The sequence below is a fragment of the Actinomadura flavalba DSM 45200 genome (assembly GCF_000374305.1).
GTDB lineage: Bacteria > Actinomycetota > Actinomycetes > Streptosporangiales > Streptosporangiaceae > Spirillospora > Spirillospora flavalba.
Genome location: NZ_KB894095.1, coordinates 475,123 through 500,216 on the forward strand (window position 1 = coordinate 475,123; position 25,094 = coordinate 500,216).

At 74.8% G+C, this 25,094-nt stretch carries 20 protein-coding genes; 15 read left to right on the top strand and 5 right to left on the bottom strand.

Annotated elements, in window-relative coordinates; all coding sequences use genetic code 11:
- The first annotated feature begins 63 nt into the window (after positions 1-63).
- Both C229_RS34310 and C229_RS32950 read left to right on the top strand, forming a co-directional pair.
- Positions 64-222, top strand: a complete 159-nt coding sequence (locus C229_RS34310) for a hypothetical protein (RefSeq protein ID WP_155884849.1) — start codon at positions 64-66, stop codon at positions 220-222.
- Between the two features lie 124 nt (positions 223-346).
- Entirely contained in the window at positions 347-1,987 is a 1,641-nt protein-coding gene (locus C229_RS32950; RefSeq protein WP_051108987.1) for a serine/threonine protein kinase, read from the top strand.
- Between the two features lie 54 nt (positions 1,988-2,041).
- Here the strand turns inward: C229_RS32950 and C229_RS0115355 are convergent, their stop codons facing one another.
- Positions 2,042-2,335 (bottom strand): DUF397 domain-containing protein, encoded by a 294-nt coding sequence (locus C229_RS0115355; RefSeq protein ID WP_018655964.1) that lies wholly within the window; start codon positions 2,333-2,335, stop codon positions 2,042-2,044.
- Positions 2,332-3,153, bottom strand: a complete 822-nt coding sequence (locus C229_RS0115360; RefSeq protein WP_205624497.1) for a helix-turn-helix domain-containing protein — start codon at positions 3,151-3,153, stop codon at positions 2,332-2,334. Before C229_RS0115360 ends, C229_RS0115355 begins: the two co-directional genes overlap by 4 nt.
- A gap of 365 nt (positions 3,154-3,518) precedes the next feature.
- Between C229_RS0115360 and C229_RS0115365 the strand changes: the two genes are divergently transcribed.
- The 7 genes from C229_RS0115365 (at position 3,519) to C229_RS0115400 (ending at position 13,018) form a co-directional block, all read left to right on the top strand.
- Positions 3,519-4,040 (top strand): ATP-binding protein, encoded by a 522-nt coding sequence (locus C229_RS0115365; protein WP_018655966.1) that lies wholly within the window; start codon positions 3,519-3,521, stop codon positions 4,038-4,040.
- A 138-nt stretch (positions 4,041-4,178) separates the two neighbouring features.
- Positions 4,179-4,535: an STAS domain-containing protein gene (locus C229_RS0115370; protein WP_018655967.1), complete on the top strand. Its 357-nt coding sequence runs from the start codon at positions 4,179-4,181 to the stop codon at positions 4,533-4,535.
- Between the two features lie 145 nt (positions 4,536-4,680).
- Complete coding sequence (locus tag C229_RS0115375) at positions 4,681-5,937, top strand: M16 family metallopeptidase (RefSeq protein ID WP_026313827.1); 1,257 nt, start codon at positions 4,681-4,683, stop codon at positions 5,935-5,937.
- Positions 5,934-7,307 (top strand): M16 family metallopeptidase, encoded by a 1,374-nt coding sequence (locus C229_RS0115380; RefSeq protein ID WP_018655969.1) that lies wholly within the window; start codon positions 5,934-5,936, stop codon positions 7,305-7,307. Before C229_RS0115375 ends, C229_RS0115380 begins: the two co-directional genes overlap by 4 nt.
- An 868-nt stretch (positions 7,308-8,175) precedes the next feature.
- On the top strand, positions 8,176-8,676 hold the full coding sequence (locus C229_RS0115385) for a pyridoxamine 5'-phosphate oxidase family protein (RefSeq protein ID WP_018655970.1): 501 nt from the start codon (positions 8,176-8,178) through the stop codon (positions 8,674-8,676).
- A gap of 1,152 nt (positions 8,677-9,828) precedes the next feature.
- Positions 9,829-11,997 (top strand): sporulation protein, encoded by a 2,169-nt coding sequence (locus C229_RS32955; RefSeq protein ID WP_081639890.1) that lies wholly within the window; start codon positions 9,829-9,831, stop codon positions 11,995-11,997.
- Positions 11,998-12,097: 100 nt separating this feature from the next.
- Positions 12,098-13,018, top strand: coding sequence for a hypothetical protein (locus C229_RS0115400; RefSeq protein ID WP_018655972.1), 921 nt, complete (start codon positions 12,098-12,100; stop codon positions 13,016-13,018).
- Between the two features lie 360 nt (positions 13,019-13,378).
- Here C229_RS0115400 and C229_RS0115405 read toward each other — a convergent pair whose 3' ends face one another.
- The 3 genes from C229_RS0115405 to C229_RS0115415 form a co-directional block, all read right to left on the bottom strand.
- A complete protein-coding gene (locus tag C229_RS0115405; RefSeq protein ID WP_018655973.1) occupies positions 13,379-14,155 on the bottom strand; it encodes a hypothetical protein in 777 nt (258 codons plus the stop codon).
- A 1,996-nt stretch (positions 14,156-16,151) separates the two neighbouring features.
- On the bottom strand, positions 16,152-17,024 hold the full coding sequence (locus C229_RS30780; protein ID WP_240487273.1) for a hypothetical protein: 873 nt from the start codon (positions 17,022-17,024) through the stop codon (positions 16,152-16,154).
- Between the two features lie 102 nt (positions 17,025-17,126).
- Complete coding sequence (locus C229_RS0115415; RefSeq protein ID WP_018655975.1) at positions 17,127-19,403, bottom strand: SpoIIE family protein phosphatase; 2,277 nt, start codon at positions 19,401-19,403, stop codon at positions 17,127-17,129.
- A 525-nt stretch (positions 19,404-19,928) separates the two neighbouring features.
- Between C229_RS0115415 and C229_RS30785 the strand changes: the two genes are divergently transcribed.
- From C229_RS30785 to C229_RS30795, 6 genes are all read left to right on the top strand, one after another.
- Positions 19,929-20,498, top strand: a complete 570-nt coding sequence (locus C229_RS30785; protein WP_018655976.1) for a sigma-70 family RNA polymerase sigma factor — start codon at positions 19,929-19,931, stop codon at positions 20,496-20,498.
- Positions 20,499-20,646: 148 nt separating this feature from the next.
- Complete coding sequence (locus C229_RS0115425; RefSeq protein ID WP_018655977.1) at positions 20,647-21,054, top strand: SSI family serine proteinase inhibitor; 408 nt, start codon at positions 20,647-20,649, stop codon at positions 21,052-21,054.
- Between the two features lie 65 nt (positions 21,055-21,119).
- Positions 21,120-21,545 (top strand): CBS domain-containing protein, encoded by a 426-nt coding sequence (locus C229_RS0115430; protein WP_026313829.1) that lies wholly within the window; start codon positions 21,120-21,122, stop codon positions 21,543-21,545.
- Positions 21,542-22,471 (top strand): GAF and ANTAR domain-containing protein, encoded by a 930-nt coding sequence (locus tag C229_RS30790; protein ID WP_018655979.1) that lies wholly within the window; start codon positions 21,542-21,544, stop codon positions 22,469-22,471. The genes C229_RS0115430 and C229_RS30790 overlap by 4 nt, the downstream gene beginning before the upstream one ends.
- A 100-nt stretch (positions 22,472-22,571) precedes the next feature.
- The gene (locus tag C229_RS0115440) at positions 22,572-24,482 is read left to right on the top strand and encodes a SpoIIE family protein phosphatase (protein ID WP_018655980.1); all 1,911 of its coding nucleotides are present in this window, start codon (positions 22,572-22,574) and stop codon (positions 24,480-24,482) included.
- 57 nt (positions 24,483-24,539) lie between these two features.
- Positions 24,540-25,094, top strand: a complete 555-nt coding sequence (locus tag C229_RS30795; RefSeq protein WP_018655981.1) for a DUF6328 family protein — start codon at positions 24,540-24,542, stop codon at positions 25,092-25,094.

Here is a 25,094-nt window from a genome sequence, read left to right on the forward strand (position 1 = left end):
TTTCGGGGAATAGGACGATCATCCAGGTCGTTAGTTCCGTTAACGACCCCCGGGAGGCACCCCTTGCCCAGCAGCATCCCCGTCCGCCGCCGGCACGGACACCGTCACGTCCGCACCCGCTCGCTGCGCGCGCTCGCGGTCGCGGCCCGTCTCGAACGCCACGATGTGCAGGACGGCCCACCGGGCCCGCCGCCGTCCGTGCCCGAGCGCGAAACCACCTGACGAACCATGAAGCCCCCGGAAACTCCCGGGGGCTTCGTCCTTTTCGGGATGTTTAACGGCGCGACGACCGTCTTCTTCCCCCTAGTCTTGCCGGACGGGCGGACCAGCGATGGAAGTGAGCGGAGTGACCGAAAGCAGCATCCCGGACACCCACCCCCTGCGGCCCGGCGACCCCGGCCGCCTCGGCGCCTACGAGCTGGTCGGCCGGCTCGGCGAGGGCGGCCAGGGGGCCGTGTTCCTCGGCCGGCGCGCGGGGGCCGCCGCCGACGACCTCGCCAACCACGTCGCGATCAAGCTCCTGCACGCCGACCTCACCGGCGACACGTCCGCGCGGTCCCGGTTCGTCCGCGAACTCGCCGTCGCCAAGCAGGTCGCGCGGTTCTGCACCGCGCAGGTGCTGGACGCCGACGTCGCGGGCGACCACCCCTACATCGTCAGCGAGTACGTTCCCGGCAAGTCGCTGCACCGCGTCGTCCAGCAGGACGGGCCGCGCACCGGCGGCGCCCTCGAACGGCTGGCGATCAGCACGCTCACCGCGCTCATCGCGATCCACCAGGCCGGGATCGTGCACCGCGACTTCAAGCCGCACAACGTGATGATGGGGCCAGACGGCCCCCGCGTCATCGACTTCGGCGTCGCCCGCGCGCTCGGCGCCGCCGGGGAGACGCAGAACGTCGGCACCCCCGCGTACATGGCGCCCGAGCACTTCACCGCCGGGCCCGTCGGCCCCGCCGCCGACATGTTCGCCTGGGGCACCACGATGGTGTTCGCCGCGACCGGGCAGCCCGCGTTCGGCAATGACGACCTTGCCGCCGTCATGCACCGCATCCTCACCGGCGAACCGCAGCTCGGCGCGCTGCCCGAACCGCTGCGCGACCTCGTCCTGGCGTGCCTGGCCAAGGACCCGGCGCGGCGGCCGGGCGCCCGCGAGGCGCAGGAGCGGCTGATGGGCGCCGCCAGCGGGATCGGGCCGCGCTACCAGGCGCTGCCGCCGCCCCCGCCGCCGTTCGCGGCCGCCCCCGCGCATCCGGTGAACGCGACCAATCCCGCCACGATGCCGCAGCCCGGCCAGGTTGGAGCGGTCCCGTCGCGCGGGCCGCGCGTGGCGCTGCCCGTCACGGCCGCCGCGCTGCTCGTCGCGCTGATCGCGGGCGGCGCCGTCTGGGCCGCCAACCGTCCCGGCGGCGAACCCGAGCGGCGGCAGGCCGCCGTCGAGCAGGAGGCCGCCGCGGAGGACGGACGGGCCGGAGCCGCCGGCGGCGCCCCCGGCACGTCGAAGAAGCCGACGCCGTCCGCGAGCCGCAAGACGACCCCCGCCACGACCCCGGGGGCTCCCAAGGCCCGCCCCGAACGGCCCGGCGCGTCCACGCCCCCGGCCGGTGACGGCAGGCCGCCCACGGGCACGCCCGCGCCGACGAGGCCCGCCCCGCGCCCCGAACCGGCCAACCGGTACACGCCGCAGGCCGCGTGCAACAGCGGCGGCCACGGCGGCGGCTACTACGTGCAGCGGTCCGTGGCGGGCAGCGGCGGCACCGCGTACCTGCTGTACAACGGCTCCGGCTACAACTGCGCGGTCACGATGAAGACGAAGAACGTCGGCAAGAAGACGAACGTCTCGGTGTGGGTGCAGCGCCAGGGCGGTTCGCGGATCTCCGACGGAGGCGCGTTCGCCTGGTACGCCGGGCCGGTCTACGTGAAGGCGCCGGGAACCTGCGTCCGCTTCGGCGGCAACGGCGCGAGCGCGCCGTACGGCAACTGCGGCTGACCGCCGGGAAAGGTCCGCGGGCCGGGGCCGGCGGCCCGCGGAGAGGACATCGGCTCAGTTGTGGCCGTGTGCGATGAGATGGTCGAAGTCGCCGTCCTTGGCGCCCATGATGAGCGCCTCGATCTCCGGGCGGGTGTAGATGAGGGCCGGGCCCTCGGGGTGGCGGGAGTTGCGCATCGCGATGCGGTCGCCGGGAAGCTCCGCGATCTCGACGCAGTTGCCCTGGGAGTTGCTGCGGCGGGACTTCAGCCAGCGGGCGCCGCTCAGGTGCGCCGCGGACATGCCGTTGTAGGTGGAGGGTACGGTCGGTCTCGGGCCGTTACGGCCCGTGTCGGACTGGAGCATCATGCCTCTCTGAGGAGATCACCGAGAAGCTCGACGGTGCGTTCCGGGGTCTCGCTGTCGACGCACAGGCGTTCCATCACCTGGAGATAGGTGTCGACGTCGTCGCGCTTGTCGAGGTACATCGCGCCGGTGAGGTTCTCGACGTAGACCACGTCCGGCAGATCCTGCTCGGGAAAGCGCAGGATGGAGAAGGCGCCGCCCTCGGCGGCGTGGCCGCCGAAACGGAACGGCATGATCTGGACGGTCACGTTGGGGAGCTTGGCCATCCTGATCAGATGCTCGAACTGGCCGCGCATCACCTCGGGGCCGCCGATCGGGCGCCGCAGCGCCCCCTCGTCCAGCACCGCCCACAGGCGCGGGGCCTCCGGGGCGGTCAGCCGTTCCTGACGTTGCATGCGCAGGTCGACGCGCTGATCGATCTCGTGCTCGGAGGCACCGGCGTTGCCCTGGCGGATCACCGCGCGGGCGTAGCCCTCCGATTGCAGCAAGCCCGGAACGAACTGCAACTCGTACGTGCGGATGAGCGCCGCGGACTCCTCCAGGCCGACGTAGGTCTGGAACCAGCCGGGCAGGATGTCGCTGTAGCGGTGCCACCAGCCGGGGGTGTTGGCGTCCCGGGCCAGTTGCAGCAGCACGGCGCGCTCTTCCGCGTCGTCCACGCCGTAGAGCGTCAGCAGGTCGTCGACGTCGCGCTCTTTGAAGCTGACCCGGCCGAGTTCCAGTCGGCTGATCTTCGACTCCGACGCGCGGATGACGTAGCCCGCCTCCTGGCGGCTCACGCTCCGCGCCTCGCGAAGGCGGCGCAGTTGTGAGCCGAGCAGGATGCGACGGACCGTCGACCCGCTTCCCGACGTCTCTGGAGTCACGCCCAACCTCCCGGCTACATGGCGGACAGCGAACCTAGTGTGCCATTGGCCTACTCGTCTCGGGGCGACCTCCGTTCAGGCAGGGGTGAACCGTTCCCGGCCACCTGTGGAAAACTTGCTGCACGTGCATGTGGCTATGCATTGGGCCTTGCATTCGCACGCTACGATGCGCAGGATAACGCACGAGACTTCCGAGCCATGGCTGCACAACGAGATCACTCTGCGGGGTCCCGGGAATGACGTCACGCCACGCGCACGATCACACGCGCTGGAGGATGGAGCCCTGCGCGAGGTCGCTCGAACCACCACAGGACCGCTCTGTGCCTTCGCTCCCGATCCCCGAGTCCACCGGGCTCCCACCCGAGCTGGACGACGCCCTGCTCGACCTGGTCGACCCCGCCGGGCCCGCCGACGCCTTCCACGTCCTGCCCGACCCCGAGTCGGTCACCGACGCCCGCCACTTCACCCTCGCCCGGCTGTCCGCCTGGGACGCGTGCGGCCTCGCCGACGACGTCGGCCTCGTCGTCTCCGAACTCGTCACCAACGCCCTGCGGCACAGCGGCGGGCACGTGCGCGGGGTGCGGCACTGGAGCGTCCGCGAGGACTACGCCGACCCGCTCGGCTCCGCGCCCATGACGATCCAGCTCCGGCTGCTGCACCGGCTGCCCTGGCTGCTGTGCGGGATCGTCGACGCGAGCGCCGAGGCGCCGCGCCGCAAGGAGCCCGACTACATCGCCGAGACCGGGCGCGGGCTGCACCTCGTCGAGTCGTTCACGACGCTGTGGGGCTGGCGCGGGCTGCCGTCCGGCAAGGTCGTCTGGGCGCTGTTCCGGGAGCCGTGACCGCTCCGGCCGCGAGACGCCGCGCGAGGAAGATCACCCCCATCGAACCCTGTACAGGGGTAACCCACCCACCTTGGGGTATAGGGGACATCCCGGTTACCGGGAGTGACCACCGTCCAGCGAACAAGGAGCACGCCCGTGGAATTCGCCGTCGAACACCGCACCGAGCAGGACCTCACGGTCGTCACGATCAGCGGTGAGATCGACGTCTTCACCAGCCCCCGGCTGCGCGAGGAACTGCTCGACATCATCGAGAACGGCGGAACCCACCTCGTCGTCGACCTCGGCGAGGTGACCTTCCTGGACTCGACCGGTCTCGGCGTCCTCGTCGGCATCTACCACCGGCTGCGCGCCCGCGACGGCAGCATGAGCTTCACCGGCGTCAACGACCGCGTCCGCCGCGTCTTCCACGTCACGCAGCTCACGAAGATCTTCGTCCTGCACAACTCCGTGGAGGACGCCCAGGCGGCCCACGAAGCGGCGAAGACGGGCTGAGCCGAAGTTATCCACAGGGCTCGGGCCGGGCCGCGTGACGTGGGCGTCGAACCGGTACGGTGAGACGGAGATCAAGCCCGTGCCGACGTGGGGTTTCCGGCTCCGCGCGGCGCGGCCGTCAACCCACACCGGACGGGAGCGCTCCGTGGCCGATCAGCCGCTGCACGAGCACACGCTCGGCAATGGCCTGCGCGTCGTGGTCTGCGAAGACCACGTCGTACCGCTGGCCGCCGTGAACATCTGGTACGGGGTCGGCTCCCGGCACGAGGTCGCCGGGCGCACCGGCCTGGCGCACCTGTTCGAGCACCTCATGTTCCAGGGCTCGGCCAACGTCGCCGAAGGCGAGCACGCCGCCGTGCTGGAGAGCGCCGGCGCCACCTTCAACGCCAGCACCTCGTTCGAGCGCACCAACTACTACGAGACGCTGCCGGTCAGCCACCTCGACACCGCCCTCTGGCTCGAAGCCGACCGCATGGGCACGCTGCCCGCCGCGCTCACCCAGGCCAACCTCGACAACCAGCGCGACGTCGTCAAGAACGAGCGCCGCCAGCGCTACGACAACCAGCCCTACGGCACCGCCTTCGAGCGGCTGTGCGCGCTGACGTTCCCCGCCGGGCACCCCTACGCGCACACCCCCATCGGCTCCATGGAAGACCTCGACGCCACCACCCTTGACGACTGCGCCGCGTTCTTCCGCACCTGGTACGCGCCCGGCAACGCGGTCCTGTCGGTCGTCGGCGACGTCGATCCCGAGGCCACCCTCGCCGCCGTCGAGCGGTACTTCGGCGGCCTGCCCGCCGGGCCCAAGGCCCCCGCCGCCCGGTCCGGCGACCTCGGCCCGCTCGGCGAGGTGCGCGACGAGGCCGTCGCCGAGGACGTCCCCTCCCCCGCCTACTTCGCGATGTTCCCGCTCCCGTCCGACGGCGGCACCGACATCGAGGCCGCCGAGCTCGCCGTCGAGATCCTCGGCGGCGGCGCCGGTTCCCGCCTGTACGACCGCATGGTCCGCCGCGACGAGATCGCCACCGAGGTCTGGGCGGGCGTCACGCGCCTCGCGGGCGGCCCGTCGCTCGCCATCGTCGACGCCATCGGCCCCGACCCGGCCAAGATCGCCGCCGTCCTCGACGAGGAGCTGGCCCGCTTCGCCGCCGACGGCCCCGACGCCGACGAGACCGCCCGCGCCACCGCGCAGGCCGAGCGCGGCTTCTTCGAGCAGACCGAGACCGTCACCGGCCTCGCCAACGCACTGTCGGCCAACGCCACCCAGTTCGGCGACCCGGCCCGCGTCTTCACCGCGCCCGGCCGCGCCGCCGCCGTGGACGCCGCGCACATCCGCGAGATGGCGGGCCGCTGGCTCGCCCCCGGCGCCCGCACCGCTCTCACCTACGGAGGTTCCGCGTGACCGCCCCGACCCTTCAGCCCCGCCCGGTCCCGGGCCCGGTCCCGGCGTGGAGCTTCCCGGCGGGCGTGCCGGGGCGGGTGCCGTCCGGGCCCGAGACGCTCCGCGTCGACCTGCCGGGGCGGCGGCTGGCGTCGGTCCGGCTCGTCCTGGCGGCGGGCGCGGGGCGCGAGTCCGCCGGGTCCGAGGGCGTCGCGACGCTGACGGCCCGGGCCCTGCTGGAGGGCACCCGGCCCGGCGGCGGCACCGAGCTGACCGCCGCGTTCGAGCGGCTCGGCGCGAGCCTGTTCGCCAGCGCCGACCTCACCGCGCTGCGCGTCGCGCTCGACGTGCCCGTCACGCGGCTCGAACCCGCGCTGGAACTGTTCTCCACCGTCGTCCGGTCGGCCGCGCTCGACGACGCCGACGTGCGGCGCGTCGTCCGTGAACGCCTGGAGGAGATCGGCCAGGAGGACGCCGACCCCGGCACCCGCGCGATGCGCGAGCTGCGCGCCGTCCTGTTCCCGGCCGAGTCCCGCGCGCACCTGCCCACGGGCGGCACGCGCGAGTCCATCGGGTCGCTCGGCGGCGCCGACGTCCGTTCCTTCTACGGTTCGGTGTCCCCGGCGGAGGCGACGGCCGTCCTCGCGGGCGACCTCACCGGCGTCGACGCCGAGGCCGCGCTGACGGCGTCGCTCGCCGGGTGGAGCACGCCTGGCCCGGGGCTGCCCGTCGCCGACGAGATCCTGCCCGTCAACGGGCCCCGCATCGTCATCGTCGACCGGCCCGGCTCCGTCCAGACGTACCTGAGCCTCGGCCACGGCGTCCCCGACCGCACCAGCGACGCCTGGCCGCTGCTCACCGTCGCGGCGCACGTCCTCGGCGGCGGGCTCACGTCGCGGCTGAACGCGGTGCTGCGCGAGGAGAAGGGCTACACCTACGGCGTGCGGGCGGGTCTGCTGCGCATGCGCGGCCGGGGCGTCTTCCTCGCCCAGGGCTCCGTCCACACCGAGGTCACCGGCGACGCCGTCGCCGACGCCCTGGCGGGCCTGCGCAGCATCCAGGCCGACGGCATCGCCGAGGACGAGGCGGCGGCCTCGGTCCGCGCCCTGGCCGACCGCGCCCCCGCCGAGTACGAGACGGCCCGCTCGGTCGCCGCCGAACTGGCCGACACCACCGCCGCCGGCCTCGGCCCCACCTACCCGACCCGCTACCTGTCGGCCGTCCGCGCCGCCACCCCGACGTCCGTGGCCGACGCCTACACGACCCACATCGACACCGACGCCCTCACCATCATCGCGGTGGGCGACGCCAAACAGATCCGAGGCCCCCTGGAGTCCCTCGGCTACGCCCCGGTCACCATCACCGACCCAGGCGCAAAGGAAACCGACTGACACCCGTGGGCCGGGCACCAACCCCCGGCCCACAACCCACCCCCAACGCGCCAGACCCAGGACACAAACCTCGACGTACTCACCCCGAGCACGTTGACCCAACGCGCTCTGGCCCCGGCACGCTCGGCCCGATGCGCCAGGCCAGGGCGCACGCCTCGACGTACTCACCCATCCAAGCGCGCAGCCGGGCGCTCGCCCCAACGCGCTCCACCAACCCGCCCGGCTCGGCACACCCAACCTGGCACGCACGGCCTGATGCACCCGCCTCGACGCACTCACTCATTCCAAGCGCTCGCCCCAACGCGCCCGGCTCGGCACACCCAACCTGGCACGCCCGCACCGACGCGCTCAGCCCGGTGAGCGCGCCCAGCGCACTTCAACCCGAGGCAGAGGCGCTCACAGCCCAAAACCTCGATCCGCCGTGCTCGGCCCGGCACGCCGGACTGGTAGTTCCGCCCGATGTGACGAACCGGCGCGCACCGACACACGCTGACCGTCGAGCGCGCCTGTGTGCGGATGGCGCCCACCCAGCACGCCTGACCCGGCGCAACACCACTCGGCACCATCAAACCGGCGCGCGCTCAGCCGACGACGCCGAACCCGGCGCGCTCCCGGTTCGGCCCACCCGCCTCGCACACGGCCCGGCGAACACGGCCTGACGCGCGACCCGACCGCTCCGCCAGCCCTCCGCCCGGCGTACCCAGCTCGGCGCATACACCCCGACACGTCCCCGCACACTCGGCCCCGGCACGCTTCAGCCTGGCATCCTCGGCCGGGGTGGTCGCCGCGAGTCCTTCTTTCGGAGAGCTGCGATGAGTTCGAGGAGTCCGGTCGGTCCACCCTCGGGAATTCGTTGAGAGGAGTGGGCATGGACCCCGTGGGTGAGTTGCATCAGGGATTCAGCGAGGAAGGCGCCGAGGCCGTCGCGTGGCGAGACGTGGAGGGCGTCCTGGTCAAGGCCGAGATGTTCTTCCTCTCGACGACGCGACGGGACGGGCGCCCGCACGTCGTTCCGCTTCCCGCCGTCTGGGACGGGGGGCGGCTGCACTTCTGCACCGGGGCGCAGGAGCAGAAGGCGAAGAACCTGGAGGTCGAGACCCGCTGCGTGCTCGCCACGGGAAGCGACCGCCAGCAGGGCGGGATCGACGTCGTCGTCGAGGGCGCGGTCGTACGCGTCACCGGCCGGGAACGCCTCACCGAACTCGCCGCGATTTGGAAGAGCAAGCTCGACTGGGACTACGACGCCACCGACGAGGGCTTCGAGCACCCCGAGGGCGGCCCAGCCCTCGTCTTCGCCGTCACCCCGGAAAAGATCCTCGCGTTCGGCAAGGGCCCCTACACCCAGACCCGCTTCCGCCCCAACACCTGACGCGCACCGAACCCCACCACCCAACCCGCCCACGACCAGCATCCGCACCGCTGCACCGAACACCCAGAACCCCGATCACCGCACGCCGATGACCACCGCAGCCCAACCACTCACCGACCGCAGCCGGGCGAACCACCGCCTAGCGCACAGTTCACCGTCGCGGTCGCGGGCGGCGTACGGCTCCCCCGCCCGGGGCGCGTGCACCAGCCGCCGCCCCCGGCACCGATCGCTGTCATCGCGCACGGTCGCCGGGTCGGCCAGTTCACCCGTTTCCGGGAGCAGCGCCGGTCACCGTCTCCGAAAGCGGCCACGGACACACCGCGCACGAGCACGGCCACCGACCGCCGCACGCAGATCACCACCCACAAGCCGCGGGCCCCAGACACGGGCACGATCACCAGGCGCGGGCCAGGCGCCGGATGCGGCCGCAGCCACCGAGCGCCGCACACAAGCCACCGCGCACAGGCCGTGGACACGAGCCGTGGACACGAGCCGTGGACCGGGCACCGGGTTCAGCAGCGGTCACCGAGCGCCCCGGCGCGCGAAACCGTGAGCGCGAGCCGTGAGCGCGAGCCGTTGGTGCGCGCCGGGAACGCGGGCGCGGCCGGGGGCGCGGGCGCGAGGCGCGGGCCGGGGCGCGGGCCGGGAACGCGGCGCGGGCGCGGGCCGGGGCGGGGCGGACGCGGGCCGGGGCGCGGCGCGGGCGCGGGCGCGAGCGGCCCCGGTGCGGGCCCCCGGTGAGCGGTTGACGGGGCGCGGCGCGGGCGCGGGCGCGAGGCGCGGGCCGGGGCGCGGGCCGGGGCGGGGCGGGCGCGGGCGCGAGGCGCGGGCGCGGGCAGGGGCGGGCCGGGGCGCGGGCCGGGGCGGCGCGGGCGCGGGCGCGAGGCGCGGGCGCGGGCCGGGGTGCGGGCGTAAGAGGTGGAGTGTGGGGGTCCGAGTGCGGCATGTCGGGGGTCGGGCAGCGTCGTGGGTTTGGGTGTGGCGGGTGGTTGTTGTCCGGCGGCGGGTGTCGGTGTGGGTGGTGTTGGAAGTTCTCACCCGGTTGGTCCTCCTTTGGGGGTGAACCGATGGCAGGGTGGTGTTCGTCGAATCGGGTGTGGGGCGGCGGCGTCCCCGTGAGTCGAGAGGGGGCGGCCGGTGTCCTACGGACGGATGGACGGTGGGTCCGGGCGTGCGGGCGGTGTCACCGTTGACGCGGTGCTCAGCGCGCCGAACTGTAGCCCCGGAGGTGTGATCGCCGGGCGCGTCCACGTGCGCGGCGACTCGACCGCGCGCGACGTCCGGCACGTCACGCTGGCGCTGATGCCGCTCATGCGCGACGAGCACGGCACCGAGACGCGCGGCCCCGAGATCTACCGGGGTGCGCTCACGCGCGCGTTCCGGCTGGACGCCGGGGAGGAGAAGGCGCTCGCGTTCTCGATTCCGCTGCCGTACGAGCTGCCTTTCACGACCGTCCTCGGACGGGAACTGCCCGGGTTCACGATCGGGCTGTGCACCGAGGTCGACGTCGTCGGCGCGGCCGACCCGGGCGACGTCGACCCCACGTCCGTGGAGCCGCTCCAGTCGCAGCAGTGGGTGCTCGCGGCGATCGCGCGGCTCGGGTTCCGCATCGAGCACGTGACGTTCGAGCAGTCGAAGCTGCGCGGCGTCCCGCAGCAGCTCCCGTTCCACCAGGAGATCCACCTGCTTCCGCCGGAGCGCTGGCGCGACCGGCTCGACCTGGCGACGCTGAGCTTCGTCGCCAGCCCGCGCGCGATGGCGTTCAAGCTGCGCGCGCCCGGACGGGACGCGTCCGGCGAGGCGTTCGGCGCGTTCCAGGTCGCGCACTCCGAGGCCGCCGAGACGGACTGGGACGCCAAGATCACCGAGTGGCTGGACGCGGCCGCCCGCCTCGCGCCGAGTGCGCCCGCGCCTTCGCAGCACGCGCCGTCGCACGGGCACGGCGCGGGCGGTCTCGCGCCGGTGCCGCCGCCGACGGGTTTCCCGTCGCCTTCGAGCACGCCGCACCACGGGCAGCACGCGCCGCCCGCGCTGCCCGCCGCGTTCGGCGGTGCGCCGGGAACGCCGGGTTCGTCGCCCGGCGCAGTCCCGCCGCCCGCGCCCGCACCCGGACAGTCCGCACCGTCGATGCCGCCGGGATACCCGCCGCAGTACGGAGTGCCCGGCGATCCGCACGGCGCCCTCCCGCCGTACGGCACCCCCGGCGGTTCGGAACGCGGGACGCCCTACGGGACACCCGGCGGCGCACCCCATGGAGCACCCGGCGCGCACCACGGAACGCCCAGCGCACCGTACGGAGCCCACCACGGGACGCCCGGTGCGCCGGGGCATGGGACACCCGGCGCCTCACACGGAACGCCCGCCTCAGCACACGGGACGCCCGGCTCAGTGCACGGAGCGCCCGCCTCAGCACACGGAGCGCACCACGGGACGCCCGCTGCGCCGGGGCATGGAACGCCCGGCGCGTCACACGGGATGCCCGGCGCGTCACACGGAACGCCCCGCTCAGCGCACGAAATGCCCGGCTCAGTGCACGGAGCGCCCGGTGCGGCGCACGGGGGGCAGCAGCACGGGATGCCCGGCGGATACCCGCAGCCCGGCGGCCACGGGAGTCACCCCCACGGGGCTCCCGGTGGGTATCCGCCGGAGGCGCCGCCCGGTGGAATCCCCTCGTACGGATCGCAGCACGGGATGCCCGGGACGCCGCAGTACCCGGCGCCCGGCGGGCACCCGCAGGCGGAGAGTCCCGGCGCGCAGCACGCGGCGCCCGGCCGACCGCCGCATGGCGACCAGCCGCAGTGGGGGCAGGCGCCGTACGAAACGCCTCCGGCGCCGCAGTACGGGCAGCCGCCGCTGCCTCGTCCGCCGTTGCCGCCCGGGCAGCAGCCCGTCTCGTACGCGCCGCCGCCCGGTTATCCGCCCGTGTCGGCGCCGCCCGGGTATCCGTCCGTCCGGCACGGACATCCCGCGCCGCCCGGATACCGGCACGGGCACGGCGCCGGGTGGGGGCTCGCGGCGGGCGCGGCCGGAGTCGCGGCGGGCGCGGCCGGGATCGCGGCGGCCGGGATCGGCGGGGCGGCGGCCGTCAACGCGGCGGGCGTGCCGCTCGGGCAGGCGGAGGCGGCGCTCGGCAACGTCGCGGGGCAGGTCGGGAACGTCGCGGGGAACTGGGCCGCGAACGCTGCGGGAGGCTGGGCCGGTGAGGCCGCGATGAACGTCGCGTCCGACGCGGCCAACGGCGCTCTCGGGGACGTGGCGGGCGAGGTCGCGGGCGGCGTCGGGGAGATCCTCGGCGGCCTTCTTGGCGGACTGTTCGGCTGATTCTCGGGCGTTCCGGACAAGATCTCTGGCGCGCCGGGACGGGGCGTCTCCGGCGGGTTAGGGTCGGAGGCGGCGCCGCCCCCGAGGAGCTTCCTTGTCGATGACCGTCGTTCTCGTCCTGCTGTGTCTGGCGATCGCCGGGCGCGAGGTGTACATGGCGTTCGACAGGCGGCTGCCGCGCGCCGAACGTGACATCCGCACGCTGCGCGCGCAGGTCGCCGAGCTGGGGGCGCGGCTGGAACGTCCGTCCGGCCCGGAGACGGTGCCCGTCGCTCCCCCGCAGCCGGACGGCGTTGCCGCGCCGGGGGACGACCGACTCGGCGGCGTCCACGATCGGCTCGCCGCCGTGGACGCGCGGCTGGCGGAGCTGCACGACCGCGTCGCACAGCTCGACGAGCGGACGGGCCGCGCCGGCGAACGCCTGGACACCGACCTGGCCGACATACGCCTCGACCGGGAGGCCCAGCGGTCGCTGGCGCGCTCCCTGGACGCCGTCGAGCAGGACGTCGGCGAACTGCACCAGGAGATGCTGGAGCGCCTGGCCCGGCGGGACGGCGTCGTCACCGGCGTCCTGCTCAGCGAGGAGGGCGAGTCCGAGGCGCTGCTGGCGGACGCCTTCGAGCGCTGCGCCGCCGAGCACGGCCTCCGCGTCCGCATCCGCGACCACCACCGGGCGCGCAGCGTCGGCGGCGGGGCGTTCCTCGGCACGTCCTACCACCTGTCGGGACGCCGTCCGGACGCGCTGGCCGAGGAGCTCTTCGCCCAGGTCCGCGGCCTGCACGACCCGCAGGACCGCTCGCCGCTGGCCGTCCTGCTCACCGAACTCGCGCAGCTTCGCGGCGCGGGGCTCGCCCGCATCGGGCCCTTCACGGCCGTCCGCACCGCGAACACGCTGCTCTGCGGCCTGCTCCCGGCGGCGGCCCACCCCGTCCCGTCCGAACCGTGGGAGCTGGCCGCCCAACTCCGCGACCTCCCCGAATCCCTCCAATCCGACCTCACCTGGCTCCACACGGACGAATAACCCACGCACCCGCAGAAGCAAGAGCCGCATTCCCCCGCTCAGACGACACCGGCACTCTCCTGCGGCCACCACGGAAGTTCCGCGCGCTGCGAACTCGCCGGGCACCCTGAGCTGCGGAACTGCGAAGCAGCCGTTACGGGAGTTCCGCGCGCTGCGAGCCCGCCGGGCACGCCGAGCTGCGGAACTGCGAAGCGGCCGCTATGGGAGTTCCGCGCGCGTATCCGGGCAGCGAGCCGTGCTTGCCGGACGGGTGCGCCGAATGTCCCACGCAGCCGAAGGTCCCGCAGCGCACGACGTCGCGGCGCACCGGGCGCCCCGTTGCGTGTTCTCGCGGTCGGGTGCGGTGCCCGAGGTTTGGTGTCAGAGGCGGACGAAGTGGGGCGTGTTGGTCTCCGTGCGGTCGATGGCGATGGCCAGGAGGCAGTGGGGGGTGCGGGTGGGGTCGAGGTGGAGGCAGAGGGCCAGGCCGAGGGCCGGGTCGACGAGGACGGTGCGGCGGAGCGCGCGCAGGGCGCGGCGGGTGCGGAGGCGCGTTTCGGGGCGGGCGGGGTCGAGGAGGGTGGCGGTGATGATGCGGCCGACGAAGCGCCAGAGGGCGGTCGCGTCGAGGATGCGGGAACCCGCGGTGCGCAGGTCGGCGACGATCACGACGCCGGTGTCGTCGTCCTCGCCGGGGATGCGGGCGGTGGCGGGGGCACCGTCGCCGGGGGCCTGGGGGCCGCCCATCGCGCGGTGATAGCGGAGCGGGTCGAGCGTGTCGATGACGAAGGCGCCCGCGTACGGGCGGGACGCGCGGGACCGGACGGGTTCCCGCTCACCGCTCAGGGCGTCGCCGGTGGCGCGGTGGGCGCTGACGTCGAGGACGATGCCGCCTGCGCCGTCCGTCCAGGCGGGCAGGCCGAGCGCGGCGCCGCCGACGCGGTCGAGCGGGTCCATGATGCGCCACAGCTCGTCGGTGCGGCGCGCGAGCGACGACGCCATGCCCCGACCCGGGAACGCGCCCTCCAGGACGGCCAGCGTCGCCTTCCACGTGGCACTGCCGGCGAACTCGGCGACGAACGCGTCCACCAGGGCGGCGCGGCGTGCCGGATCGTGGAGGGGGCCGTCGAGGTCGGCGGGCGGGCGGGCTGCGCCCATGCTGTCGGGCGGCTGCTCCGCCGCCCGCTCTCTGCCGGGCGGCTGTACGGAGAGCCCGCGCGCGGGAGGCGCCGCGACGGCGTCGTCTTCGTCGTCCTCCCACCACCGGGGGCCGCCGAGGGGATCTCCGGACGGCCCGCGGGCTTCACCGGGGCGCGGCGCGACGGTCCACGCGTCCCCGGCGCCACCGCGCTCGCCACTCGAAGCGCGCGGCTCGTCCGACGCGCGGGCCCATGGCTTCTCGGCACTATCGGGCACTTTGTCCCACGAACGCGGCTCGGCCCGGCCTGACGTGACGGTCCACGCATCGGGCTCGCCCTCGGCGGCGGGACGCTCCGACTGGGCGTCAGCCGTGTTCAACCGGGCCTCGCCCGTGCCGTGGCCCGACTCGGCGTCGCCGGGCGTGACCGTCCACGCATCCGGCGCACGGTCGTCGCTCAGAGACTCCGGTCGGGCGCCAGCCGGTCTTGACCGGGGCTCGCTGGCGCCACCGCGCGCGTCGTCCCGCGCGCCCGACTCGCCGCCGCCGGGCGACACCGCCCACGCATCCGGCGCGCGCTCGTCGCTCGGAAACACCGGTCGGGCGCCAGCCGCTCCCGGTCGAGCCTCGCTCGTGCCACCGCGGGCGCCGTCCCGCGCGCCCGACTCGGCGTCGCCGGGCGTGACCGCCCACGCGTCCGAGGTTCGCTCACCACTCGGAAACTCCGGTCGGACGTCAGCCGCTCTCGGTCGGGGCTCGCTCACCCCACCGCGCGCGTCGTCGCGCGCACCTGACTCGGCGCCGCTGGGCGACACCGCCCACGCATCCGGCGCACGCTCACCACTCGGAGACTCCGGTCGGACGTCAGCCGGTCCCGGTCGGGGCTCGCTCACCCCATTGCGCGCGTCGTCACGCGTACCCGGCTCCGCATCGCCCGGCGGCATCGCCCACGCTTCCGGGGCGCGCTCACCCGGAGACTCCGGGCGGACGTCAGCCGCTCCCGGTCGGGGCTCGCCCACCCCACCGCGCCCCTCGTCACGCGTGCTCGGCTCCGCATCGCCCGGCGGCATCGCCCACGCGTCCGGGGCGCGCTCATCCGGAGGCTTCGGTGAGGTGTCAGCCGGGCTTGGTCGGGGGTCGCTCGTGCCGCTGCGCGCGTCGTCGGGGGCATCCGGCTCGGCGTCCCCGGGTGTGGCCGTCCACGCGTCCGGGGTTCGCTCGTCGGTCGGGCGCTCTGGTCGGGGGGCGGCCGGGTCCGGTGGGGGCTCACCGTTGCGGGTGTCGGGCTCGGGGTCGGTGGGGGTGGCGGTCCATGCGTCGGGTGGGGTGGTCGGCGGGGGGTCGGTCGGGGTGATCGTCCACAGGTCCGGTGTGCTCTCGCGCTCGTCGGTCGTGGCGTGGGGTGGCTCGGGTGGGGTTCCGCTCGTGGTGGTGTCCGGCTCGTTCCGTGCGGCGGGTTGTGCTTCGGGTGGGTTGTCCGGCTCGCGCCGGGTCCACGGGTTCGCGCCCGGCGTCCCGGTTTCGGGCGTCGGGGGGTGCTCGGCGCTCGGCGTCCACGGTCCGGGGTGCTCGGCGGGCGGCGGATCGTCGGGACGGGGCGGGTCGGCCGGGCGGGACGTGTGGACGGGTTTCCACGGCTCGGGCGTCGGTGGGGCCGGGGCGGTTTCGCCGCCGGGCGGGGGGCTCTCCAGTGCGCCGGGGAGGCGGTCCCAGGGTTCGTAGCGGCCCTGGGGCGTCTGGAGGGGGATGTCGGGACGGGTCGCGCCGGACGCGGGAGACGGGTCGGGCGCGCGGCGGCGGCCCGCGACGCGGACGTCGCCCGGGTGCGGCACCGGCGGACGCTCGGAGGCACCGGGCTCGGGCGGGTCGGACGGTTCCGTGGGCACGGCGGGTTCCTCGGGCTCGGGCGGCGGGCTTCCGGGACGTCGTCTCACGAAGACGATCCTCCGCCGGACGCGCCCCATCGGCAAGGCGAACGGCAAGGCTGTGGATAACTCCCGCCGCCGCCACCGGAGTTCAGGTCACGCCTTCGCCGAAGAGGGCCGTGCAGAGGTTCTCCAGCCGGTCCGGGCCGTCGTCGGCGGGCAGGACGGTGAGCAGGGCGGGAGTGTCCGCGCGGAGGCGGACGCTCACCTCGCGGTGAAGGGGATCGTGCAGGCCCTGGGCGGCGGCGACGTCGTGGAGTCCGACCGAGACGGTGTCGGGAAGGTCAGCGAAGACGGGAAGTTCCCCGCCGGGAAGTTCGTCCAGCCACAGGTCGAGGAGGCGGCGGGCCAGGCCGTTGAGGAGGCGGCTCCACGGGGTGACCAGGGCGGGCGGAACGTGCTCCGTCTGGAGTTCGGGGAGGCCGAAGCGGGCGAGACCCCGGGTGACGAAGTAGAAGCCGTGGGGCCCGGACGAGTGCTCGATGAGCATCCAGTCGGTGAGGGCGATGTCGCCGTCCGGGCCGGGCAGGGAACGCAGCAGATCGGCACGTTCCAGGACGCGCGGGGTGAAAACGTCCACAACGGGCGCCGAGCGCGCCGCCGCGACGGCTCCGGCGACGGCGCGCGCGGCCCACTCGTGCGCGGGCGGCCAGCCGGGACGGTACGCGGCCCGGACGGCGAGCACGTGCGCGGCCGACGCGATCGCGGACAGCTCCGAAGGATCGGCGCCATAGGCGGTGATGAGGTCCACCGGCAGCGGCGGGAAGTCGGCGGCGGCCCGCAGGTCGAGCGTCAGCATCGGGCTGTCGAGCATGCCGAGGACGAGTCCCCGCAGCGGCGCGGCGACGCGGGCGGCGACCTCCTCGCGGGCCAGTTCGCGGGGGTCGGCGGGAGGGTCGCCGAACACCACCGCGTAGGTGGCGTGCAGCGTCTCCGCGACCGGCAAGGTCAGGCTGTCTCCCAACGGGGCCCCCGTTCCGCGCGGGCGCACGCCCGCCTCACGATCACACCGCACGCGCCGCCGTCGCGAACCTGTCGGAGGCGGCACATTTCCCTGCGGCCGGAGTCAGCGCCGCGGCAGCGGCAGCTCGAACCAGACGGCCTTGCCGTGCTCGGTGCGGCGGGTGCCCCACCGCGCGGCGAGGTGCTCGACCAGGGTGAGGCCGCGCCCGGCCTCGTCGGTGGGCGCGGCGGTGCGGGGCCGCAGCACGGCGGTGCCGGTGTCGTGGACCTCTCCGAGCAGCGCGCCCGCCTTCACGAGCCGCACCACGATGGGCCCGCGCCCGTGCTGGACGGCGTTGGCGACGAGTTCGCTGACGAGCAGCGTCACGGGTTCGGCGAGGGCGCCGAGTCCCCAGCCGGTCAGCCGCGCGGCGGTGGCCGCCCGGGCCCGCCCGGCCGAGCGGGGGTCGACGGCGAGGTCGAACGTGGCGACGTCGTCGCACGGGATGCCGTCGCAGGACAGCGCGGCGACGGCGACGTCGTCGGCGAACGTGCCGTCGGCGAGGGTGTCGAGGAGCCCGTCGCACAGCTCGTCCAGGCTGCCGCCGGCGTCGGCGAGGTGGGCGCGCAGCTCCTCCAGGCCGACGTCGATGTCGCGGTCGCGGCGCTCGACGAGCCCGTCGGTGCACAGGACGAGCCGCGACCCGTCCGGGACGTCGAACTCGGCGGTGCCCATCGTCGCGCTGGTGCCGAGGCCGATCGGCACCCCGGCCGGGACGTCGAGGACGCGGGCGCCGCCGCCGGGCGTGATCAGGACGGGCGGGACGTGCCCGGCGTTGCCGATGCGGCAGCGGCGGGCGACGGGGTCGTAGACGGCGTAGAGGCAGGTGCCGAGGTAGTCGGCGGTGAACCAGTGGGTCAGTTCGTCGAGGCGGCGCAGCAGCCGGGCGGGCGGCGGGTCCTCGGCGGCGAGGGCGCGGACGGCCATCCGGAGCTGCCCCATGATCGCGGCGGAGGTGAGGCCGTGGCCCATGACGTCGCCGATGACGAGGCCGAGCCGCCCGCCGGGCAGCGGGAAGGCGTCGAACCAGTCGCCGCCGACCTGGAGTCCGCTGCCCGCGGGCCGGTAGCGGAAGCGGATCTCGGCGCCGGGGATGCGCGGCGGGTCGGCGGGGAGCATGGTGCGCTGGAGTTCGTGGACGGTGTGCGCCTCCCGCCGGTAGCGGCGGCCGTTGTCGATGCCGAGCCCGGCGCGACGGGCGAGTTCGGTGGCGGCGGCGAGGTCGTCGGCGGTGAAGGGCGTCCGTCCGGGGCCGCGCAGCAGCCGCAGGACGCCGAGGGTCTGCCCGCGCGCGGCGAGCGGGAGGACGAGCAGGTCGCGGCCGGGCGCGCCGGGGACGCCTAGTCCGGCGAGTTCGGCCTCGGCCTCGGCCGTGGTGCCGCGCAGCCGCAGTTCCGCGCCGGTGCTCAGCACGCGCGCGGCGAGGTCTCCGGCGGGCCGCCGGACGGGTTCGGGCACGGGCCCGGGGGCGCGGGCGATGTGCCGGACGAGCGCGGCGTGCTCGGGCCGGACGCCGTCCTCCTCCCCGGCGGCGGCGACGCCTTCGAGGAGTTCGACGGTGGCGGCGTCGGCGAGGCCCGGCACGGCGACCTCGGCGAGGGTGCGGGACGCCTGGACGTGGTCGAGCGCCCCGGCGATGCGGTCGCCCGCCTCGGAGAGGTAGGAGAACTGTTCCCCCGTGGTGAGGGGCGGGGCGGGGCGGGCCTCGGGAACGTTCCGGACCCGCAGCGCGCGGGGCGTCCCGGGCCGGTGCGGCGCCATCGGCAGCCGGACGGCGACGCCGAGGTCGACGGCGGGCTGCCCGAGTTCGGCGACGCGGGCGGTGAGCGCGGCGGCGCCGTCGGCGGGCAGCAGCCCGCCGAACCGGGCGGCGAGCGCGGCGACGTCGGGCGCGGGCGCGAGGACGGGTTCGGCGTGCAGGAGCCGGGCGCCGCCGGTGGGCAGCAGGACGCCGCCGAGCCCGAGGTCGGGGCCGTGGTCGCGGAGGCGGCCGAAGTCGGTGGCGAGGGCGAGGACGCCGGGGCCGGGCAGCGGATAGATCCACCAGGCGGTCTCGCCGACGCCGGCGGTGCGCCAGACGCCGCACCGGACGCGGCGGTGGTCGCCGGGGGTGAAGGCGTCGCGGTGCTCGGGGGGCGGGCGCAGCACGTCGGCAGCGGCGCGTCCGGCGCCCTCGACGCGGAACAGGTCGGTGGCGGTGCGGCTCCAGTGGGCGACGCGGCCGCGCGCGTCGACGGTGAGGACGGCCATCGCGGCGAGGCCGAGCAGCGGCTGGCCGAGCACGCGCGGCAGGGCGCCGTCGGTCCGGGCCGGGGTCTGCTGTTCCTGGCGCACGTTCACCGCTGGGACCTCCGAGGGCACGGCGCGGACCGGCGGCCGACCCGGCGACCCGCAGTAAAGGGGACATTACCGCTCGTGAGAGTTCCGCGTCGCAACTCCGGCGAAATCCGGGCCCTGGCCACCCTCGCGGGCGGCACGCGATACCGTGTCGACGGACCTGGGGACGACCGTTACCCGGGTTTTGTGACCGACGCCACGCAACCTTCGGACGCCGTCCGTGCGTCTTACTGGGTGAGAGCCGAAAACCACCCGATCCCGACAGCGCCGATCGAGCGCGCCCGCGACGTCCCGGACCCTCCCGGGGTCGCCCTGGCACCGCGATCCGCGCGGCTCCACCCGGCCCACCCTCCATGCGCGGCCGGAGCTCCGAAATCACCGCTCACCGGCACGGAACGCACGTTTGATCGCGAACCGGCGGGAACGGTGAGACGTACTTCTGCGAGGGGCGGCCCCGTCCGCCCGGTCCGCGACGCGGCGGACGCCCACCGACCTTGGCCCAGGGTCATTCTCAAGGGGGGAACGACGATGGCCGACACGCCCACACCCGAGACCACCGAACGCTACCTGCGCGACGTCATGCCGCTCGCCGACCCGCTCTTCGCCAGCGCGGTGCGGATGACGCGCAACACCGCCGACGCCGAGGACCTGCTCCAGGAGACGCTGACGAAGGCGTTCACGAACTTCCACCAGTTCCAGGAGGGCACGAACCTCAAGGCGTGGCTGCACCGCATCCTGACGAACAACTTCATCAACACCTACCGCAAGCGGCAGCGCGAGCCGCAGCGCGCGGGCTCGGAGGAGCTGGAGGAGTGGCAGATCGAGCGGGCCGAGGCGGGCGGCGAGGGCTTCCGCTCGGCCGAGCACGAGGTGCTCGACCACATCGCCGACGGCGAGGTCGTGGCGGCGCTGCGCTCGCTGCCGCGCGACTTCCGTGACGCGGTCTACCTGGCCGACGTCGAGGGCTACCACTACAAGGAGATCGCCGCGATGATGGGCACGCCCATCGGCACGGTGATGTCGCGGCTGCACCGGGGCCGCAAGCAGCTCCGCGAACTGCTCGCGGGACACCGTCCGGCGCACGTCCTGGCGGCCTGACCGGGCGGCGAGCCTCCGGTTTTACGATTCGTGCGCGTGTCGCTACAGTGAGCGAGATCGTCGTCGCCGACGTCACGGCGCGAGGACGCCGTCGCACGGTGCGCGGGCGCCTCGTGACGGGGCGCGGCCCTGCCCGCCGGAGGCTCCCGTGGCATCCCCGCTCGCATCCGCCCTCGCCGCGACCGCCCTCGGCGGCGCGGCGCTCGTCCTGACCCCGGCGCTCCCGGCCACCGCCGCGCCCCTCCCCCTCACCGGCACCAGCCTGCGGCTCACGCTGACGTTCCCGGAGAAGACGACGTCGGGCACCCGGCAGGTCCGCCTGTACTGCGAGCCCCCGCACGGCACCCACCCCGCGCCGCTGCGCGCGTGCGCCGAGCTCGCCGCGTCCGGCGGCGAGTTCGAGCGCCGCAACGAGGGCGTCGCCTGCACCCTCCAGTACGACCCGGTCACCGCCGAGGCGCGCGGCACCTGGCGGGGCCGCCCGGTCGCGTTCCGCCAGACGTACTCCAACGCCTGCGCCATGCACGCGGTCACCGGCGGCGTCTTCGCCTTTTGACCCGGCGCCCGCATAGGGCGGCCCCTCGCGGGTAGAGCGCGCCTTACAAGGAGGTGCGCACCGGCATGGCACGGAGAATCGGCGACGTCATGACCGCGCATCCGCAGGCTCTGCCCCTCGACGCGACCGTGCACGACGCGGCCCGGGTCATGCGCGACGAGGGCATCGGGGATGTGCTGGTCACCTACGCGGGACGGCTCTGCGGCATGGTCACCGACCGCGACATCGTCGTGCGCGCGGTGGCCGACGGCCGCGACACGGCCGTCACCTCGCTCGGCGACGTGTGCACGGCCGAGCTGGCCACGGTCGGCCCCGACGACGACACCGGCACCGCGCTGCACCTCATGCGGGAACGTGCCGTCCGCCGTCTCCCCGTCGTGGACGACGCCCAGCGCCCCATCGGCATCGTCACCCTCGGTGACATCACCCTGTCCGACGGCGGCTCCGGCGATTCCCTGGCCGCCATCACCAAGGCACCCGCGAACCCATGACTCCCCCACCCGGCAAACCCGCCCCTCCGCGCGACACCCGCGACCCGTGGGCGCTCGCCGTCGACGACGGCCCGCCGGAGGCCGCGACGCCCGTCAAGCAGGCACGCGGCGGACGGCGGCACACCCGCGCGCGCCCTCCCGCGTCGGACTTCGCCTGGCGGTCCGGGCGGGAGCCGCGACCGGGTACCGTCGGTGTCGTGCCGACGACCGACGCCGTCCTGACGGACCAGCTCGCCGTGGAGATCGCGCGGCTCGGCGTGGTGGGCGAGTCCTCCGACGCGGGAACGCTGCATCGCGTCACCGAGCTGGCCTCCCGCGCGGTGCGCGGCTGCGCCGGGGCGTCCGCGGTCCGGTGGGCGCTGCCCGCCGACGACGACGAGCGGCCCGAGCCGCTGGCGTCCGCCGCCAGCCACCCCGACCTCGCCGACGCCATGGACCGGCAGATCGCGCGCGGGCGCGGTCCCGTCTTCGACGTCGTGCGCACGCGGCGGCCCGCCGGGTCCGACGACATCCTCGCCGAGACCCGCTGGAGCGAGACCACCGCCGACCTGCTCCGCCGGGGCGTGCGCTGCTTCTCCACCACGCCGCACCTGAGCGAGCCCGTCCTGGTCACGCTCACCCTCTACGGCGTCACCCCCCGCGCGCTCGGCGCGGGACGCCAGGCCCTCGCCTCGCTGCTCGTCGCGCAGGGCAGCAACGCCCTGTCGAACTCGCTGCACTACGGCGACGTGCACCGCACCGCCGTCCAGCTCCAGGAGGCGGTCGAGTCGCGCGCCGTCGTCGACCAGGCCAAGGGCATCCTCATGCACGCGCTGGGCTGCGGCGCCGACGAGGCGTTCGCCGAAATGCGCCGCATCTCCCAGACCCGGCACGTGAAGCTGACCGCGCTCGCGGAGCGCATCGTGGTAGATCAGGGCCTGCTCTGAACGGTCTTGGCACCGTTTGCGCGGATCAGGCATAAGCTGCGCTCGGCGGGATCGCACCGCCGTTTCTCTTCGTTCGCATGTCCTTACCGGGAGTACACCGATGGCCGACCCGCTCGACCCTGGGACGGTCCTGCGCGAGGTCGCCGACCTTGAAATCCGCGTCGGTGAACTGCGGCAGGCCGCGGGCATGCCCTCCTCCGACGCCCGCGCCACGCTCGATGCCGCGCTCGCCGAACTCGACCTGGCCGTCGCCGCCCTCCAGACCCTCGGCACCGGCCACGGCAACGCCACCGGCGGCGCCGCCGCCGCCGAGAGCGAGCGCCGCGTCCTGCGCACCGTCTTCCAGGACGCGCCCGTCCCGCTGTTCCTGCTCGACCGCGACAGCAGCGTCCGCCGCGCCAACCGGCAGGCGGCGGCGCTGCTCGGCACGTCGTCGGGTTACGTCTCCGGCAAGCAGTTCACCGCCTTCTGCGACCTGGCGACCCGCGCGCCGCTGCGGTCCCAGTTCGCCGCCGTCGTGCGGACGGGCCAGCGCCGCCGCGTCCCCGTCCGGTTCCTGGGCCGCGAGCAGCCGGTCGACGCCGTCGTCACGCTGGCCCGGGTGTGGATTCGGGGCGAGCCCGATCCGATGATCGTCGCCGTCGCCGGGCCCACCACGACGCCGCTGATCAAGGAGGCGGAGGCCAAGCGCGCCGCCCCGCAGGACGACGAGGCCGTCGCCCGCATCACCCACCGCATGGACGTGCTCGCCGCAGCCGGGGAACTGCTGCTGGACGAGCCCGTCTTCAACGAGACCGTCGCCGTGCGGCGCTGCGCGCGGCTGCTCGCCACCGAACTCGCCGACTGGGCGTTCATCGACCTCGTCGTGCCCGGCAGCGCGGCGCCGGGCGCCCGCCCGGTGGAGTCGCTGCGCCGTCAGGTCGTCCTCGGCCCCGCCGACGACGAGGACGCGCACGACGCCGCCCGCACGCTGGAGGACCTCGTCCCGGCCGAGGGCACGGTCCCCGCCACGGTGTTCACCTCCTCGCAGAGCGCCCTGCACCCGCACGTCGACGACATCGACCTGCTCGGCGCCTGCCCGGACGGGCAGCCGGTCGCACGCCGCATCGGCGCCACGACGGTGCTGTGCGTGCCGATCGAGGACGGCGACCGCTGCGTCGGCTCGATCACGCTGGCCAGCGGCGGCGAGCAGGGCCCGTTCGAGCTGACCGACCTCGCCGTCGTGCAGCGCGTCGGCCGGCAGCTCGCGCTGCTGATCCGCGCGTCCCGGCTGTACCGCAGGCGCGCCGAGGTCGCGGACACGCTCCAGGCGAGCCTGCTGCCGCGTGGCCTCCCGTCGATCGCGGGCGTGGACGTGGCCGCCCGGTACATGGCGGCGACCGACGGCGCCGAGGTCGGCGGCGACTTCTACGACGTGTTCCGGTCCCGCGACGGCTGGGGCCTGGTGCTCGGGGACGTCTGCGGCAAGGGCGAGGACGCGGCGGCGGTGACGGCGACGGCGCGGCACGGTGTGCGGCTGGTGTCGCGGTGGAAGGACGACCCGGCCGACATCCTGGAGACCGTCAACGAGTCGCTGCTGGACGAGGACCGGTTCGTCACCGCCGTCCTGGCCAAGCTGCTCATCGGCGACGACCACGTGACGGCGTCGCTCGGCATCGCCGGGCATCCGCCCGCGCTGGTGGTGCGGGCCGACGGCGTGATCCGGTCGGCGTCGCGCGGCGGCGTCCCGCTCGGGCTGTTCAAGGACTTCGAGGCCGGGCTGGACACGATCGAGCTGCGGTCGGGCGACACGCTGTTCCTGTACTCCGACGGCGTGCTGGACGCGTGCGACCCGCGCCGGGAGGGGTTCGGCGAGGAACGGCTGCTGGAGGTGCTGGCGGGCACCGCCGGGCAGCCCGCCGAGCGGATGCTGGGGGCGGTCGAGCGGTCGCTGCTGGAGTTCTGCGACGGCGATCTGCGCGACGACGTGTCGATGCTCGCGCTGCGCGTCCTCACGGCGGACGCGAACTGATCTCGCGTTTCGTCCCGGGTGCGGCTAACGACGTTTCCCCTGGGTAAAGGGCGACTCATGACGACCACCGCTTCCCCCAAAGACGAGACCGACGCCGAACGCGTCGACCGGCAGCTCGTCGAACTGCTCCAGGGCATCCGCGTCGCCGTCACCGGCGTCCAGGTCCTGTTCGCCTTCCTGCTGACCGTCCCCTTCGCCTCCCGCTGGGAAGAAGTGGACGGCGGCGGCGAGGTGCTCTACTACGTCGCGCTGTACGCCTCGGCCCTGGCGTCGGTCTGCTTCATCGCGCCCGTGATCCAGCACCGCGTCCTGTTCATGGCCGGGCAGAAGAAGCGCCTGGTGCGGCGGGCGAACCAGTTCGGCATCTGGGGCGCGCTGGCGCTCGCCGTCGCCGTGATCTCCTCCACCACGCTGATCATCGAGACGCTGCTGACCAACCTGGCGGCCACCCTCACCGCCGTGGCGCTCCTGGTGCTGTGCGGCTGGTTCTGGTTCCTCCAGCCGTACCTGCACCGCCACCGGCACTCGACGCCGCTCGACGACAACGAGGGCGACGACGCCGACGACCACGACGGCGAGCGGCGCGGCGCCCGGGCGAGCCACGCGGCCTAG

Excerpts from the sequence above, each read along its gene's own strand:
- C229_RS0115440 (WP_018655980.1), top strand. The coding sequence starts at position 22,572 with ATGGCCGACCCGCTCGACCCTGGGACGGTCCTGCGCGAGGTCGCCGAC.
- C229_RS0115430 (WP_026313829.1), top strand. The coding sequence starts at position 21,120 with ATGGCACGGAGAATCGGCGACGTCATGACCGCGCATCCGCAGGCTCTG.
- C229_RS0115405 (WP_018655973.1), bottom strand. The coding sequence starts at position 14,155 with ATGGGCGCAGCCCGCCCGCCCGCCGACCTCGACGGCCCCCTCCACGAT.
- C229_RS30795 (WP_018655981.1), top strand. The coding sequence starts at position 24,540 with ATGACGACCACCGCTTCCCCCAAAGACGAGACCGACGCCGAACGCGTC.
- C229_RS32955 (WP_081639890.1), top strand. The coding sequence starts at position 9,829 with ATGGACGGTGGGTCCGGGCGTGCGGGCGGTGTCACCGTTGACGCGGTG.
- C229_RS0115385 (WP_018655970.1), top strand. The coding sequence starts at position 8,176 with ATGGACCCCGTGGGTGAGTTGCATCAGGGATTCAGCGAGGAAGGCGCC.
- C229_RS30790 (WP_018655979.1), top strand. The coding sequence starts at position 21,542 with ATGACTCCCCCACCCGGCAAACCCGCCCCTCCGCGCGACACCCGCGAC.
- C229_RS0115400 (WP_018655972.1), top strand. The coding sequence starts at position 12,098 with ATGACCGTCGTTCTCGTCCTGCTGTGTCTGGCGATCGCCGGGCGCGAG.
- C229_RS30785 (WP_018655976.1), top strand. The coding sequence starts at position 19,929 with ATGGCCGACACGCCCACACCCGAGACCACCGAACGCTACCTGCGCGAC.
- C229_RS0115355 (WP_018655964.1), bottom strand. The coding sequence starts at position 2,335 with ATGATGCTCCAGTCCGACACGGGCCGTAACGGCCCGAGACCGACCGTA.